We start from the raw sequence: 14,431 nt of genomic DNA on the forward strand, positions 1-14,431 counted from the left end.
GAATCCGCACGGCGACCAGCATTTCGCCGGGCGCCAGGGCCACGTCGAGGGCGCCGGTGACGAAGTCCTCCAGGGCCAGCCGGCGGCGGCCGGAGGCCGACGCCAGTTCGACTTCGGCGCCGAGGGCGATCAGCGACGTGACCCAGTCGGCGGCCGGATCGGCATGGACGAGGGAGCCGCCGATCGTGCCGCGATTGCGCACCGGCCGGTAGGCGATGGCCATCGCCACCCGCGCCATGGCGCCGCCCGTCAGGTCGGGGACGCGCCCGTCCTCGATATCCGCATGGGTGATGCAGGCGCCGAGCACCAGGGTCTCGCCTTCGACGGACGCCCGACGCAGCTCGGGGATGCCCGTGATGTCGAGGACGAGGTCGGGTTCGACGAGGCGCAGGTTCAGCATCGGTCCGAGGGATTGCCCCCCGGCCATCAGCTTCACGCTGCCCTCGGCGGTGGCGAGCCGGGCGAGCAGGGCGGGCAGATCGCCGGGGCGCTCATAGGCGAAACGGGCGGGTTTCATGCGGCCTCCCGGCTGCGGGCAGAGGCCGCGTCGCGGGCCTCCAGCACGGCCTCGACGATCCGATGCTGGCTCACCGGCGCATGCAGCATCGCCACACCGAGGGGGCGCAGGGCGTCGTTGATGGCGTTGGCGAGCGCGGCCGGGGGCGCGATGGCCCCGCCCTCGCCGATCCCCTTCACGCCGAACTGCGTGTAGGGGGAGGGGGTCTCCATGTGGTCGATGCGAGGTTCGGGCACCTCCGCCGGCCCCGGCAGGAGGTAGTCGGCGAAGGTGGAGGCCAGCGGCTGGCCCCGGGAATCGAAGCGCATCTCCTCGTAGAGGGCCGTGCCGATGCCCTGCGCGAGGCCGCCATAGATCTGGCCGTCCACCACCAGCGGGTTCACGAGGGTGCCGCCATCCTCGACGATGACGTAGTCGAGGATTTCCACCGCCCCTAAATCGGGGTCCACGGCGACGAGGGCCGCATGGGCGGCGTAGGAGAAGGTGCCGGAATCGCGTTGCGGCTTGTAACCGGCGGTGACTTCGAGGCCGCCCGGATCGACATCGAGGGCCAGATCCTGCGGGCGCCGGTACCAGGTGTGGGCGATCTGGGCGAGGCCGACATCGCCCGAGGGGCCGACGACGCGACCCGCCTCGAAGCGGCAGTCCGCCGGGTCGGCCTGGAGCAGGTGCGCCCCGATGCGGAGCGCCCGCAAGCTGAGCTCGCGGCAGGCCGACGCCACGGCGCCGCCCGCCATCACCATGACGCGCGATCCCCAGGAACCGGTGGAATACGGCGTCATCGCGGTGTCGCCATGGACGAGGCGCGTGCGAGCCACCGGCACGCCGAGGATTTCGTGCGCCACCTGCGCCAGGGTCGTCTCCAATCCCTGCCCGTGGGAATGGGCGCCGATCCGAAGTTCGAGGCCGCCATCGGGGGTGAGCCGCGCGCCGGCCTGCTCGTGGCCCGGCACCATGGGGATGCCCCAGCCGGAATAGACCGAGGTGCCGTGCGCCGCCTGCTCGCAATAGATCGAGAGTCCGAGGCCGATGCGGCGCCCGTCGGCCTCGGGTGTCCGCTGGCGCGCCCGAACGGCGTCGACGTCGATGGCGGCGAGGGCGCGTCTCAACGCCTGCGGGTAGTCGCCGCTGTCGAAATGCTTGGCGGTGATGTTGTCGAAGGGCATCTGCTCGGCCCGCACGAGGTTCTTCTCGCGCACCGTCCAGGGTTCGATGCCCGCCTCGGCCGCCACCGCGTCGAGGATCAGTTCCATGGCAAAGCACACGCCGGTCCGGGCGACCCCGCGATAGGGCAGGATCGGGCATTTGTTGGTGGCCACCGACCAGGTCCGGCAGCGATAGGCCGGGAAGTCGTAGGGGCCGGGCAGGATGCTGGCCACCTGCGCGGCCTCCAGGCAGGCGGAGAACGGGTAGGCCGAGTAGGCACCGGAATCGACCGTGGCCTCGCAATCGATGCCCCGGAGGGTGCCGTCCCGTTCCGCATAGGCGGTGATGCGGTAATGGTGCTCGCGGCAATTGGCGTTGGCGGTGAGGTGCTCGCGCCGGTCTTCCAGCCAGCGCACGGGGTGGCCGACGCGGAGCGCCAGCCAGGCGAGGCAGACATCCTCGGCGAGCAGGATCGCCTTGTAGCCGAAGCCGCCGCCCACATCGGGCGAGACGATGCGCAGGCGCCCCTGCTCGATCCCGAGACATTCGGAGAGGCCGTTGCGCACGATGTGCGGCATCTGGCTCGCCGTGTGGACCACGAGCTGGTCCATGCGGTGGTCGAGATGCACCACCGTGCCCCGCCCCTCGATGGGCGCCATGCACTGGCGTCCGGTGGAGATGGTGCGCGAGACCTTGATCGGAGCGTCGAGCGCCGAAGTGAAGTTCACGTCGACCAGGGTCTCAAGAAAAACGTTGTCGCCCCAATGCTCGTGGACCAGGGCGGAGCCGGGCTCGCGGGCGGCGAGCATGTCGTGCACGGCCGGAAGCTCCTCGAGGTCGAGGACGATGGCGGCGGCGATGTCTTCGGCTTGCGCCCGCGTCGGCGCGAGGCAGATCGCCAGCAATTCCCCGACCTGCCGGACCTTGTCCTTGGCCAGGACCGGCTGCTCGGAGACCTTGAAGCCGGCGAGCCCCGAGACGGCCCGGATCGGCTGCACGTCCGCGAGGTCGGCCGCCGTGAACACCTGCCCGCGAAACGCGTCAGGTACGTGGATCGCCCGGATGCGGGCATGCGCCAGGGGGCTGCGGACGAAGGCGACATCCTGCAGGCCGGGGAGGCGCAGATCGCCGACATAGTGTCCGCGCCCGCGCATCAGGCGGTCGTCTTCCTTGCGGGGCAGGCGGGCGCCGACGCCCTCGGTGAGGCCGTTCGCGTCGCTCATGCGTGTCTCCCCTCGATGAGGTCGATCGCGGCGCGCACCAGCACGCCGCCGGGACGACGCAGTTCGTTCAAGATCGAGAAGTGTTCGGCCCCCGCCACGGGGACGAGCGGCCCCGGCGCGTGGTGGGTGCTGCGCAGGGCATGGAAGTCACGGGCGTCGTGGACGAGGGCCGGGCGCTCGGCGCTGCCATAAGCAATGGCCAAGGGTTTCCCCATCACCGGCAGGCGCAGGGGTGACAAGGCCGCGACCTCAGCGTCGGTGAGTGAGAGGGCATCGTTCAGGCCGGTGTCACGGATGGGCCCGAGTTCGTAGACGCCCGAAATCGCGAGCCCCGCCACAACGGCCGGGTGATGGAGCTGCATCGCCGCGAGATGCGCCCCCGCCGACCAGCCGGCGATCACCAAGGGACCGGCAACGCCGTGAGCCGGCCCGTGCTCTGCCAGCCAGTCGAGGCACAAGCCGATCTCCTCGACGATTTGCGTCAGGCTCGCCTCGGGGGCGAGGGTGTGGCCCGGCATCGCCACGGACCAGCCGGCGGCGGCAGTGCCTTCGGCGAAGCAGGCGAACAGGTCAGGGGAATTGCGCTGCCAATAGCCGCCGTGAATGAAGACGAGGCAGGGCGCGGCCGGGTTTGTCGCCGGATAGAGGTCGAGGGCCGTGCGCGGCGCCGGCGCATAAGGGATGTCGAGGGCGCCCGGATGCGCGGCGCGGTAGGCGGCGGAGGCCGCGTTCCGCGCAGCGGCCTGGGCGGCGGCATCGGGTACCGCCGCATTGTTATCGTAGGCAGCATCGCGCGCCGCCCGGTCGAGGCGGGACCAATCGCGCCGGGGGTCGGGCGGCAGTGGGGACGGATCGGCCCTCATGCGGTCGTCTCCTTCGAGTGCCAGGGTCAGGCCGCGACGGCGCTGGGCAGGATCGGCGAGTCGGCGTCGAAGCGGCGGCCAGCGCGCAGGCAGAAGGCCGGCTGCAGCAGGCGCTGGGCGATGACCTGCGTGTCCTCGTTGTCGCGCAACAGGAAGCGACCGCGATGGTCGTGCAGCACCGAGACGTCGGCGGCGAAGCCCGGCGTCAGGGCGCCGATCCGGTCGGACAGGCCCAGCATCTCGGCCGGATGCTTCGTCACCATGGGCACCACCTCTTCGAGGCTGAGGCCCAACGCCATCATCGAACTCATGGCCTGGGTCAGGCTGAAGCGGGCCTGGCCGAGGAAGGGGTGGTTCTCGTCGTCGTGGTGCTCCTCGGGCGTGCCCGCCGGTCGCGGCACCTCGGTGTTGTAGCCGTGCATGTCGGCGCCCAACGTGTAGGGCACGACGCCCGCCGGCAGGGAGGCGCGGGCCACCCGATAGGAGAAGTGGCTGCCATGCCCGACATCGACCCGGAGGCCCGCATCCATTGCCGCCCGGATGATCGGGTGGACGACGCCCTCCTCGTTGATGAAGCCGCCCGGATGACGCGTGAACGGGTGGGCGAGGAAATCCCCGGGGCGCAGCAGCGGGATCACCCGCTCCATGATGGTGTTGGCGTCCTCGCCGTTGGCGCCGCTCTCGGGCAGGCCCCAGAGCTGGCCGAAATGCACGTAGAGGGGCAGGTCGGCCCGGCGGCTGATCTCGGCCGCCATCTCCATCACCTTGATGCCCCAGCGGGCGAAGCCCCCGATCTCGGCGTGCCCCTTGATGCCGCGCACGAGGTCGCGGTTCTCCACCGCCGACTTCACCGTGGCGTCGATGTCGACTCCGTCCGGGCTGTAGAGGTTCGGATAGAAGTGCCCTTCGAGGCCGCCGACCAGATAGGCGGAGAGGAACGCGTAGATCCGGGTCTCGGCCTTCTCGGAGACGAAGTGGCGAAAGCCCGGCAGGGTCATGCAGGAGGCGCCGCCCTGGTCGATGACCGTGGTCACCCCTGAGCGCACGCCGACCATGTCGGGCGGCAGTCCGAACCGGCCTGTGACGTATTGGTAGACGTGGCCGTGGGTGTCGATCATCCCCGGCAGGACCAGCTTGCCCTGGACGTTCACCACCTCGGTCGACGAGGAGGGGACGATGTGGTCCTCGACGGCGGCGATCCGCCCGTCACGGATGGCGACGTCCTTGATGCCGTCGATGCCGGAAACCGGGCAGATGACCCGTCCGCCGCGCAGCAGCATGTCGTAGCGACCAGCGTCCATTCCGTCTCCTCCATCGTCGCGTGTCGGCCTTCGCCTTGCCTCGCACGGACGTGACCAAGGAAATGCGAAGCATGCTTCGTATATCTGCCAAGGCATGTTACGTGCCAGGAACGGTCCGGGCTTCGGATCGGGAGCGGGAGACGAGACGCGGATGAACGAAAGCGGGCTGGCTGAAGCGAATGCGGCGCCATCACCGGAGGCTCTTCAGCCCATCGGAACACCTTGGCTTTTGCCGGAGCGGCCGGGATTTCTCATCCGGCGCCTTCATCAGATTCACGTCAGCCTCTTTTCAGAGCGTTGTGGCGCTTTCCGTATCACTCCGCTGCAGTACAGCCTGCTCTCTTTACTGGCAGAATGCGGCGAAGCCGATCAGACAACCTTAGCCAATGCTGTGGCTCTCGACCGTACGACGACGACCGGCGCCATCAAACGTCTGGAAGCACGCGGATTCGTCGAACGCTCTGCTTCACCGACCGACCGGCGCTCTCAACGCTGCCGGTTGACTCAGGCCGGCCGCGTCTTGCTGAGCCGGATGGAGGCGGCCGCACGACAGGCGCACGACGCGACGCTCGAATCCCTCTCGGAAGACGAGCAAGCGACCCTGATCCGCCTGATGAAGAAGATCACTGCAGCCAACCAACAGCGTCGGGGCAAAGATGAGTTGCTGGGGTGATTGCCGTGCAACGTCCGCCGCATCCGTGTCTCGATGAAGCTCGCGACTGTGAACGCGCAGGCATCGTCGCGGGGCCGGGCAATCCCGTTCCCACGAGTGATCGACCCATTGTGGAGCCTTCAATCGGTCCGGTCGCGCTTCAGATGCCTATCGATGCCTTGAAGCGCCCAAGATATTGATTATCCACTCCTGTCTATTTATTCAGGCAGATCAAACCATAACACTGATTATTACCGATTGGTCGCCCTGCAGATCAGCGCAATGTTATTTTTTACTTGTCTCGGAAGGCAGTTATGTAGGGCGGTGATGTAGCGCGCGGGGTGGTCCGCGATGATCGTCTTTGCGGCCGAGCGGCTGACGGCGTGGGAGGGCTGCGCAAGGGGTGTGCCTTCCCGGCCTCCTGAAGCCGCAGCGCACGGCCGACCCCTCCGACAAGCTCAGGATGAGGAACACTGACGGCGGTGATCCAGAAGGCCTACATCCTGGGCATCTCGACCCGCTCCGCGGAGGATCTCGTGCAAGCTATGGGCTGGGTCAGGAACCTGATGAGTTGCTCGGGAGATAGACGAGGGATCGCGTCTGAGGCCGACCTTGTCGTCCGTGCCCAATATTGACGGGCTCCGCGCCGCGCCGGCTTCGTGCAACGCTCGGCAATGAAACGTTAAGCCCGCCGGGGTGTGCAGCCAAAGCCCCGACCTCGAAGCTCGTCTGAATAGGCTTGAATGGGTTTCTAGAGAACCTGGGACAGGAATCGCCGCGTGCGCGGATCGACGGCGGACGAGAACAAAGTCTCGGGCGGCCCGTGCTCGACGATGACACCGCGATCGGTGAAGTAGACGTGGTCGGCGACCTCGCGCGCGAAGTTCATCTCGTGGGTGACGAGGAGGCAGGTCATGCCCTCCTCGGCCAACTCGCGGATGGTGACCAGCACCTCCTTGACCGTCTCGGGATCGAGGGCGGCTGTGACCTCGTCAAACAGCATCACGTCCGGCCGCATCGCGAGCGAGCGGGCGATGGCCACGCGCTGCTGCTGCCCGCCCGACATCTCGCCGGGATAGGCCGCCTCCTTGCCGGCGAGCCGCACCTTGGCAAGGAGCGCCCGTGACCGGGCCTCGACCTCCCGCTTGTCCTGGCCCAGCACGTGGATGGGCGCCATCATGACGTTCTGCAGCGCCGTCTTGTGCGGAAACAGGTTATACTGCTGGAACACCATGCCGACCTTGCGCCGCAGGGCCAGCTTGTCGAGTTTCGGGTCGGCCACCTCGATCCCGTCGACCCGGATGGTGCCGGAGGTGACTGGAACGAGGGCGTTGATGCAGCGGATCAGCGTCGACTTGCCCGAGCCGGACGGCCCGATGATGCAGACGACCTCACCCCGACGCACGTCGAAGCTGATGCCCTTGAGTACCTCGGCTTCGCCGAAGGACTTGTGCACGTCGAGCAGCTGGATGATTGGCGCATTGGCGGTCGGAACCTTCAGCATCGGGGACGCACCATAGGGAACACTGGCCTCATGCCGTCTCGAAGCGCCGCTCCAGGCGCGCGGTCAGCCGGTCGATCGGATAGCAGTAGAGGAAGAAGCACAGCAGGGCGAAGCCGTAGAGGGGAGCGAACAGCTCCGGCCGGCCCCCTTCGGCGGCGTGAACCTGCGCCGTCAATGTCAGCATCTCGGTGACGCCGACGATGGAGGCCTGCACCGTCGCCATGGCGATCAGGGCGTAGACGTTCATCCAGGGCGGCAGCATGCGCTTGAGGCATTGAGGCAGGATGATCCGGAACAGCGTCTGCCGCCGGGTGAAGGCCAGGGATTCGGCCGCCTCCCACTGGGTGGCCGGCACCGAGCGCACGGCGCCGCGCACGATCTCGGCGACATTGGCCATCACCGGCAGCGCGAACCCCACCGTCCCCTTGACCCAGTCGGGCAGCGGCACGCGCAAGCCGAACACCGTGACCTGGAACGGCACGAGAAACATCACGAAGAACAGCAGCACCAGCCAGGGCACGTTGCGGAAGACCTGCGTCACGCCCCAGGCGATGCGGCGCAGGACCGGCCCCTCGCTCACCAGGGCGAGTCCCAGCCCGAGACCCGCCCCCGTGCCGAGGAGCATCGCCACGAGCGAGATCGCGACGTTGAAGGCAAAGCCCGTCAGCAGCAGCGGCGCCCAGCGCAGGACGACCTGGAGCGGCGACAGCACGGCGTCCGGCCCTTGCGCGAAGGCCGGCACCACGAGGACGAGGCCGGCGAGCCACGCCCCGAGGAGCCACGTTTGCGTCGGGCGGAGGGCGAACCGGGTCCGCGTGCGCGAGACCCGGAACGGCAGCAGGACCGGCAGGTCGCCGGCACTCGGTGGTGCCGCCCTCACCGGCTGTATCCCGGGATCCGGAGGGCCCGCTCCCAGCGATGCATGATCCAGACGAGGACGCCGACGAGGACCGCGTAGGTCGCCAGCAGTACGATCATCATCTCCAGCACGTTCTGCGATTCCGACCAGATCTGCTTCACTGCGTACAGCGTCTCGGGCACCGCAATGGCGTAGGCCAGGGTGGTGGTCTTCAGGAGGTTGATGAGGTTGTTGTTGAGTGCCGGCAGACAAACGCGGAGAGCGAGCGGCAGCACGATGTAGAGGTAGGCCTTCAGGCGGGTATAGCCGAGGGCCTCGGCCGCCTCGATGGTGGTACGCGGCACCGCCTCGATGCCGGACCGGAAGATCTCGACGTTGAAGGCTCCGGCGAACAGCGACAGCGAGACGATGGCCCATTGCACGTTGTCGAGGATCGGCACGCGCAGTCCGTCGGCGGTCTGGGCGGCCGGCAGCAGGGTGCCCAGACCGAAGTAGAAAAAGAAGATCTGCACCAACGGCGGCGTGTTGCGGAACACCACGACGAAGCCGTTCACGACTCCGCGCAGGAGCCGCGACGGGCCACCCTGGAGGAGTGCCCCAACGGCGCCGATGACGAGACTGGCCAGAATCGTCGTCACCGCCAGCAGCAGGGTCGTCTTCAGGCCGTTGACGTAGCGGTCCCAATCATAGGGGTCGTAGAAGACCGTGAAGTTGAAGCCCGTCGTGTCGTAAAGGGTCCGGAACCAGTTCGGAACGGCGTCCATCGTGCTCCTCAAGACGGCGAGTCGATCGGCCCTGCGCGGAATGCCTCACGAAACTCCCGACCGTGGCCGGTTTTCGCCCTGACCCCTACCGCGCGGCGGGAGTTTCGTGAGAGACACTCAGTTGGTCGCGTTCTTGTACTTCTCGTGCATCGCCTTCGAGTATTCCGTCGGCTCGATGCCCCACTTTTTCTCGCCCTCGACGATGAAACCGGATTTCATCCAGTCTTTGGTCGTGGCCTCCATCATCGTCTGCAGCGAACTGTTACCCGGCGCCACCGCCATCATCCAGGGGGCGTCGAAGATGCCCTTCAGCGGCAGGGCGTAATCCGCCTTCCAGTCGGCGTCGAGGAGCTTCCCCTGCAGCATGCTCTGATCGTAGACGTAGCCGAGGCAGTTGCCCTGCTTGAGGGCGAAGAGCGGCTTCTCCGAGCCGTCGAAAGCGACGATCTCGACACCGTAGGTACGGGCCACGTCCTTGTTGTACCAGGCGCCGGAGGTTGCGCAGAGGGGCTTGCCCTTCAGCTGCGCCCAGTCGGTGATGTTGGCCTTCTTGGGCAGCATCACGTTGACGAAGTCGGAATAATATTGCGGGTCGATGGCCTGCACGACGCGGCGGCGCTCCGGCTTGTCCGAGATCGTGGCGATGAGGAGGTCGACCTTGCCCTGCTGCAGGAACTCGATCCGGTTGGAGGAGACCACCGGCACGAGTTCGAGCTTCACGCCGAGGCGCTTGGCGACGTCGGCGGCGAGATCCGGTTCCAGCCCGATGATCGCTCCGCTCGGATCGCGGAAGCCGAAGGGACGGTAATCCGCCTTCACACCGACGATGAGCGTCCCACGCTGCTTGATCGCCTCGATTCCATCCGCGGCCGTGGCCAAGGAGGCTGAAAGCGATGTGGCCGCTGCAAGCAGACTGGAGCCGAGGAACGCTATTGTCGGCTTGCGCATGAAACGACACCTGTTTCTTGGGACATCCGGGGCGACCGGGTACGAGACCCGGGTACCACGATCCCTCGCCAGAGAGACTGCCTTGTCCGGTCCAAGCGGGTCAAGCAATCGGCAGGCCATCACTGTGGGGATCGGTCGAACCGCGCAAGCGAATACGGTTCGAGATCGATGCGCCCGCTCGCCCGAGACATCTCGTTTGCCACGGCCTCGCCGATCCCGGCCGAGTGCTTGAAGCCGTGCCCTGAGCAGGCGGAGACGACGAGGACCCGGTCCATCCGCGGGTGGCGGTCGATGATGAATCCGCGGTCGGGGGTCACGGTGTAGAGGCAGGCGGCGGCCTTGGTCACCCGCGCCGTCGCGCTGGCGAGCCGGCCCGCCACGTGGTGCCGATGCATCGCGGCGGATTCCTCGGGTCCCACGGCGCGGTCGAGGACATCGGCCCTCGTGGAGGTCTCGTACTGTTCGGTGGCGACCTTGACCTGGGCCTCGCCCGGCAGAGGCGGGAATCCGTAGAGGTAGTCCGTTTCACCGGATCCATGCATCCAGATGAAGACCGGCGCCTCGGGGCCATAGGCCGAGGCGTCATCGAGGGCGTACCAGTGCAGGAGCTGGCGGTTGACCGTGAGCAAGTCCGTGAAAGGCGAGCCCAGGAGGGGCGCGGTCCAGGCTCCCGCCGAGACGACCACCTGATCGGCCAGGACGACGCCACGGTCGGTCTCGATCCGGACTCCGCCCGGCTCTTTGAGGATCGACAGCACCGTCGTCCCGGTGCGGATGTCGGCGCCGAGCTCACCGGCGCGGCGCAGTTGCGCGGCGATGCAGCGTTCGGGGCGAACGTAACCGCCGCCAGGCTCGTAATAGGCCTTCTCGTCGCCGTTGAGATTCAGGAATTGCGGGAAGCGGCGCGCGATCTCGCCTGCGTCGAGGACCTCGTGCGGGATCGCGAAGGCCCGCGCGGCATCGATCGAACGCCCGACGAAATCCGGCTTGCCGTGATGGGAGGTGTCACCGCTGCCCGGCCCCAACACCAGGGCGCCGCAGGCGGTCAACAGTGTCTCCCCGGTCTCCGCCTCCAGAGCGCGCCAGATCCGGTGCGAAGCCAGGACGAAGGGGGCGTAGTCGCGGCCCTCGCCGACGGCCTGCCGGGTGATGCGGCTCTCGCCGTGACTCGACCCCAGGGCATGCGGCGGGGCGAAGCGATCGAGGCCGACCGCCTTCGCGCCCCGCAGCCCCAGTTGATAGAGGGCCGCGCTGCCCATGGCGCCAAGGCCGACGACGGCGATGTCAAAACGGTCTTCCATCGCAGGATGCGCTCCGGTTGATACTCAAGCCGATTCCCTGCAACGCAAGCGAAACCCCGATCTTCCGACGGAAGATCGCTACCGAGCGCGGGACGGATCGATCACCAGGATATACTCGCACGGATCCGTGCCGAGATTCGTGAAAGCGTGACCGGCATCGGCTTCGAAATACAGGCTGTCCCCCGTCTCCGCGATCACGGTCCGGTCACCGATCACGGCGCGCAGGCGGCCGCGCAGGATGTAGATGTATTCCGAGACGCCGGGGCGATGGGCCGTGAACTCGCCCGTGCTGCCACCGGGCGGCAGGGTGTTCAGGACCAGATCGATGCCTCGGCCCGGTAGGACCGGCGACAGGCAGCGACGCAGGAAGCCCGATTCTTCGTCCCGAAGGATGGGCTGGCGACGCGCCGGGATCAGCAGGACCTCGAGTTCGGTCGCTGGGGACATCAACCGCGAGAAGGTCACGCCGAGCGCCTCGGCCAGGCGGGAGAGCACAGCGGTTGAGGGCACCGCCTCGGCCCTCTCGATCTTCGAGATCATTGAGCGGCTCACGCCGGAGCGCGTCGCGAGCGCCTCCAGGGAAAGGTGGAGCTCCCTGCGGCGGCGACGGATCTCCTCGGACACATAGATCTGGGGACTCGTTTCTGCCGCTGTCTGAGCCGGGGCAACCATCTCCCTCACCGACATGCCGTCATCCACTCCCATCCTCCCGGTAGACCGGCAGTAGGGCCGTTCGGGTCAGCTTCGCCCCTGAATAGGGGATCGTCCCGACGTTTGCACGCGCCCCATCCCGCGACGTCCCGGCTTTCGCCGCACGGCCGGGCGCCGTCATGCGCGCCCGGGGCGCGCCAAACGATCGCTGCAGCATCTGGCATGGCGATTGCCTCCACATCAGTGGAATTTTCTCCAGTTCTGTGGAGGGTCGAAGGCCATGGCGAGTACGGCGATTGTGATGGAAACCGAAGGCGGTCTCGACCGGAACGAGGTGTCCCTCGCGGACCGACGGCAGATCGTCTGGTCGAGCGTGATCGGCACGACTGTCGAATGGTACGACTTCCTGATCTACGGCACGGCCAGTGCCCTCGTGTTCAACAAGCTCTTCTTTCCGAGCATCGACCCCGTCGTCGGGACGATCGCCGCCTTCGGCTCTTACGCTGTCGGATTTCTGGCACGCCCCCTGGGCGGCATCGTCTTCGGCCATTTCGGCGACAAGATCGGCCGTAAGGCCATGCTGTCCCTCACGATCATGATCATGGGCCTCGGCACCTTCCTGATCGGCTGCCTGCCGACCTATGCGCAGATCGGCGTCTGGGCACCGATCCTGCTCGTCACCCTGCGGCTGGTCCAGGGCATCGGCATCGGCGGGGAATGGGGCGGCGCGGTCCTGATGGTGGTCGAGAGCGTACCGGCCCATCGGCGCGGCTTCTTCGGGAGCATCGTCCAGCTCGGCTATCCCCTGGGCGTCATCCTCTCCATCGGAGCCTTCGCCCTGACGGGTCTGATGCCCGAAGCCGAGTTCTTGGCCTGGGGCTGGCGCCTGCCGTTCCTCGCGAGCGCCTTCCTCGTCGGCGTCGGACTCTTCATCCGGCTTCGCCTGCACGAGACGCCCTCGTTCCAGCGTGTGAAAGAGCGCGCCGCCGTTGCCAAGATCCCGGTCGTCGAGATCCTCACCGAGCACCCTCGGACCTTCCTTAAGGCCGTCGGCCTGAAAGTGTCGGAGATCGCCTATGTCAGCATCGTCACGGTGTTCTCGATCTCCTACGTGACGGGGAAACTCGGCCTGCCGCGCAGCATCATCCTCAACGGCATCCTGGTCGCGGCGATCATCGAACTCTTCACGATTCCTGTCTTCGGATGGCTCTCGGACCGCTACGGCCGCCGCACCCTGTTCGTCGTCGCCTGCTTGTTTTCCATCGTCTTCGCCTTCCCGCTGTTCCAGCTTCTCGACACCCGCGATCCGACCATCATCACGCTGACCGTCGCGGTGGCGCTGAGCTTCGGCCAGGGCATCATGTTCGGGACGGGGGCGGCCTGGATGTCGGAGCTGTTCGATGCGCGCCTGCGCTACAGCGGCGCCTCGCTTGGCTTCCAAGTCGGAGCGGCCCTGAGCGGCGGCTTCACCCCGCTCATCGCCGCCGCCCTGCTGACCTGGAGCAGCGGCGCGACCTGGCCGATCTCGGTCTACCTGATCGTGCTGGCCTGCGTGACGCTGGTCGCCGCGTTCCTCTCACCCGAGACCGCGCGGCGGCAGATCGACTGAGCGACCGCCTCTTTGCGATGTTCGGAGTCGCGAACTGCGAAACGCCGCTCGCGGCTCCTTCACAGTGGATAATTATCTAGTATCGTAGACATGTTGTGGAGCCGCGCCGGCTTCGAGGAGGACGGATGAACAGGACGATCATCAAGACGGACAAGGCTGCTCCGGCCGCCGGTCCCTATGCCCAGGCCACACGCGTCGGCGATCTCGTCTTCGCCTCCGGGCAACTCCCGATCAACCCGGAGACGGGCGGGTTTCCCGACGGCATCGCGGCGCAGACCAGGGCCTCCCTGGCCAATCTCTCGGCGGTTCTGGAGGCGGGTGGCGCGAGCCTGGCGACGGTCGCCAAGACGACCGTGTTCCTCAAGGACATGAACGACTTCGCCGCCATGAACGCGGTCTATGCGGAGCACTTCCCCGGCGATGCCCCGGCACGCTCGACGATCGAGGTCGCCCGGTTGCCCCGCGATGCCATGGTCGAGATCGAAGCCATCGCCCTCGCGACACAGTCGGAGGCCACGCGATGACGGACGCATCAGCCCCCCGCATGGTCGAGGCATTCGCGCACCCGGCCGGTTCGATCGCTGTCGGCGTGCCGGGTGGAGCCGTGGGATGGCGGGGCAGCCTGCTCAACATCCATACCGCTTCGGCAGCGAGCTACGAGATGGAAGAGCGCGCCGAGGCCCGGTGCGTCGCCGGGCGCGGCATCGAGGGCGACCGCTACTATCTCGGTTCGGGCACCTATTCGCCCAAGCCCGACACCCGTGAGGTGACGCTGATCGAGCAGGAGGCGCTGGACGCGATCAACCGGAACGACCCGCCGCTACAAAGCGGTCCTCTGCACATCGCGCCGATCGACCACCGCCGCAACCTCACGGTTCGGGGCGTCCCACTGAACCACCTCGTGGGACGTCGCTTTCGCGTGGGCGAGGTGATCCTGCGCGGCGGACGGCTCAACTTTCCGTGCAAGTACCTCGAGGAACTCCTGGGCCAGCCGGTCTACCTGCCTCTCTACAACCGCTCGGGCCTCAATTGCGGGATCGAGCGCGGGGGGATCATCCGGGTCGGCGACACCATCGAGATGGCGGACTAGGTC

At 67.3% G+C, this 14,431-nt stretch carries 14 protein-coding genes; 4 read left to right on the forward strand and 10 right to left on the reverse strand.

Annotated elements, in window-relative coordinates; genetic code table 11:
* The 4 genes from FV220_RS12865 to FV220_RS12880 form a co-directional block, all read right to left on the reverse strand.
* Positions 1-517: FAD binding domain-containing protein (locus tag FV220_RS12865; RefSeq protein WP_187273405.1), on the reverse strand; the 517-nt coding region annotated here is incomplete at its 3' end.
* Complete coding sequence (locus FV220_RS12870) at positions 514-2,886, reverse strand: xanthine dehydrogenase family protein molybdopterin-binding subunit (protein WP_056141936.1); 2,373 nt, start codon at positions 2,884-2,886, stop codon at positions 514-516. The genes FV220_RS12870 and FV220_RS12865, both read right to left, overlap by 4 nt.
* Positions 2,883-3,749, reverse strand: coding sequence for an alpha/beta hydrolase (locus FV220_RS12875; RefSeq protein ID WP_147831818.1), 867 nt, complete (start codon positions 3,747-3,749; stop codon positions 2,883-2,885). Before FV220_RS12875 ends, FV220_RS12870 begins: the two co-directional genes overlap by 4 nt.
* A 26-nt stretch (positions 3,750-3,775) precedes the next feature.
* The gene (locus FV220_RS12880) at positions 3,776-5,050 is read right to left on the reverse strand and encodes an amidohydrolase/deacetylase family metallohydrolase (protein WP_056141930.1); all 1,275 of its coding nucleotides are present in this window, start codon (positions 5,048-5,050) and stop codon (positions 3,776-3,778) included.
* Positions 5,051-5,201: 151 nt separating this feature from the next.
* Between FV220_RS12880 and FV220_RS12885 the strand changes: the two genes are divergently transcribed.
* On the forward strand, positions 5,202-5,723 hold the full coding sequence (locus tag FV220_RS12885; RefSeq protein WP_056141927.1) for a MarR family transcriptional regulator: 522 nt from the start codon (positions 5,202-5,204) through the stop codon (positions 5,721-5,723).
* Between the two features lie 730 nt (positions 5,724-6,453).
* Here FV220_RS12885 and FV220_RS12890 read toward each other — a convergent pair.
* The 6 genes from FV220_RS12890 to FV220_RS12915 form a co-directional block, all read right to left on the reverse strand.
* Positions 6,454-7,206, reverse strand: coding sequence for an amino acid ABC transporter ATP-binding protein (locus tag FV220_RS12890; protein ID WP_147831820.1), 753 nt, complete (start codon positions 7,204-7,206; stop codon positions 6,454-6,456).
* A 28-nt stretch (positions 7,207-7,234) separates the two neighbouring features.
* Positions 7,235-8,086 carry an amino acid ABC transporter permease gene (locus FV220_RS12895; RefSeq protein WP_210245947.1) on the reverse strand — a complete coding sequence of 284 codons (852 nt, stop codon included), beginning with the start codon at positions 8,084-8,086 and terminating at the stop codon, positions 7,235-7,237.
* Positions 8,083-8,829, reverse strand: coding sequence for an amino acid ABC transporter permease (locus FV220_RS12900; RefSeq protein ID WP_056141920.1), 747 nt, complete (start codon positions 8,827-8,829; stop codon positions 8,083-8,085). Before FV220_RS12900 ends, FV220_RS12895 begins: the two co-directional genes overlap by 4 nt.
* A gap of 117 nt (positions 8,830-8,946) precedes the next feature.
* The gene (locus FV220_RS12905; protein WP_147831822.1) at positions 8,947-9,777 is read right to left on the reverse strand and encodes a transporter substrate-binding domain-containing protein; all 831 of its coding nucleotides are present in this window, start codon (positions 9,775-9,777) and stop codon (positions 8,947-8,949) included.
* A 119-nt stretch (positions 9,778-9,896) separates the two neighbouring features.
* Positions 9,897-11,078 carry an N-methyl-L-tryptophan oxidase gene (gene solA, locus FV220_RS12910; RefSeq protein WP_147831824.1) on the reverse strand — a complete coding sequence of 394 codons (1,182 nt, stop codon included), beginning with the start codon at positions 11,076-11,078 and terminating at the stop codon, positions 9,897-9,899.
* Positions 11,079-11,156: 78 nt separating this feature from the next.
* Positions 11,157-11,702, reverse strand: a complete 546-nt coding sequence (locus tag FV220_RS12915) for an XRE family transcriptional regulator (RefSeq protein ID WP_238254157.1) — start codon at positions 11,700-11,702, stop codon at positions 11,157-11,159.
* 328 nt (positions 11,703-12,030) lie between these two features.
* On the opposite strand from FV220_RS12915, the gene FV220_RS12920 reads away from it, so the two are divergent.
* From FV220_RS12920 to FV220_RS12930, 3 genes are all read left to right on the forward strand, one after another.
* Positions 12,031-13,338 carry an MFS transporter gene (locus FV220_RS12920; protein WP_187273408.1) on the forward strand — a complete coding sequence of 436 codons (1,308 nt, stop codon included), beginning with the start codon at positions 12,031-12,033 and terminating at the stop codon, positions 13,336-13,338.
* A gap of 125 nt (positions 13,339-13,463) precedes the next feature.
* Entirely contained in the window at positions 13,464-13,862 is a 399-nt protein-coding gene (locus FV220_RS12925; protein ID WP_056141905.1) for a Rid family detoxifying hydrolase, read from the forward strand.
* Entirely contained in the window at positions 13,859-14,428 is a 570-nt protein-coding gene (locus FV220_RS12930; RefSeq protein WP_082473062.1) for an MOSC domain-containing protein, read from the forward strand. Before FV220_RS12925 ends, FV220_RS12930 begins: the two co-directional genes overlap by 4 nt.
* The last annotated feature ends 3 nt before the right edge of the window (positions 14,429-14,431 follow it).

Source organism: Methylobacterium sp. WL19, from assembly GCF_008040005.1.
GTDB classification, from domain to species: Bacteria; Pseudomonadota; Alphaproteobacteria; order Rhizobiales; family Beijerinckiaceae; genus Methylobacterium; species Methylobacterium bullatum.

What these genes read in the sequence shown, in the direction of transcription:
- FV220_RS12870 (WP_056141936.1), bottom strand. Translation starts at nt 2,886, where the DNA reads ATGAGCGACGCGAACGGCCTCACCGAGGGCGTCGGCGCCCGCCTGCCC.
- FV220_RS12875 (WP_147831818.1), bottom strand. Translation starts at nt 3,749, where the DNA reads ATGAGGGCCGATCCGTCCCCACTGCCGCCCGACCCCCGGCGCGATTGG.
- FV220_RS12880 (WP_056141930.1), bottom strand. Translation starts at nt 5,050, where the DNA reads ATGGACGCTGGTCGCTACGACATGCTGCTGCGCGGCGGACGGGTCATC.
- FV220_RS12885 (WP_056141927.1), top strand. Translation starts at nt 5,202, where the DNA reads ATGAACGAAAGCGGGCTGGCTGAAGCGAATGCGGCGCCATCACCGGAG.
- FV220_RS12890 (WP_147831820.1), bottom strand. Translation starts at nt 7,206, where the DNA reads ATGCTGAAGGTTCCGACCGCCAATGCGCCAATCATCCAGCTGCTCGAC.
- FV220_RS12900 (WP_056141920.1), bottom strand. Translation starts at nt 8,829, where the DNA reads ATGGACGCCGTTCCGAACTGGTTCCGGACCCTTTACGACACGACGGGC.
- FV220_RS12905 (WP_147831822.1), bottom strand. Translation starts at nt 9,777, where the DNA reads ATGCGCAAGCCGACAATAGCGTTCCTCGGCTCCAGTCTGCTTGCAGCG.
- solA (WP_147831824.1), bottom strand. Translation starts at nt 11,078, where the DNA reads ATGGAAGACCGTTTTGACATCGCCGTCGTCGGCCTTGGCGCCATGGGC.
- FV220_RS12920 (WP_187273408.1), top strand. Translation starts at nt 12,031, where the DNA reads ATGGAAACCGAAGGCGGTCTCGACCGGAACGAGGTGTCCCTCGCGGAC.
- FV220_RS12925 (WP_056141905.1), top strand. Translation starts at nt 13,464, where the DNA reads ATGAACAGGACGATCATCAAGACGGACAAGGCTGCTCCGGCCGCCGGT.
- FV220_RS12930 (WP_082473062.1), top strand. Translation starts at nt 13,859, where the DNA reads ATGACGGACGCATCAGCCCCCCGCATGGTCGAGGCATTCGCGCACCCG.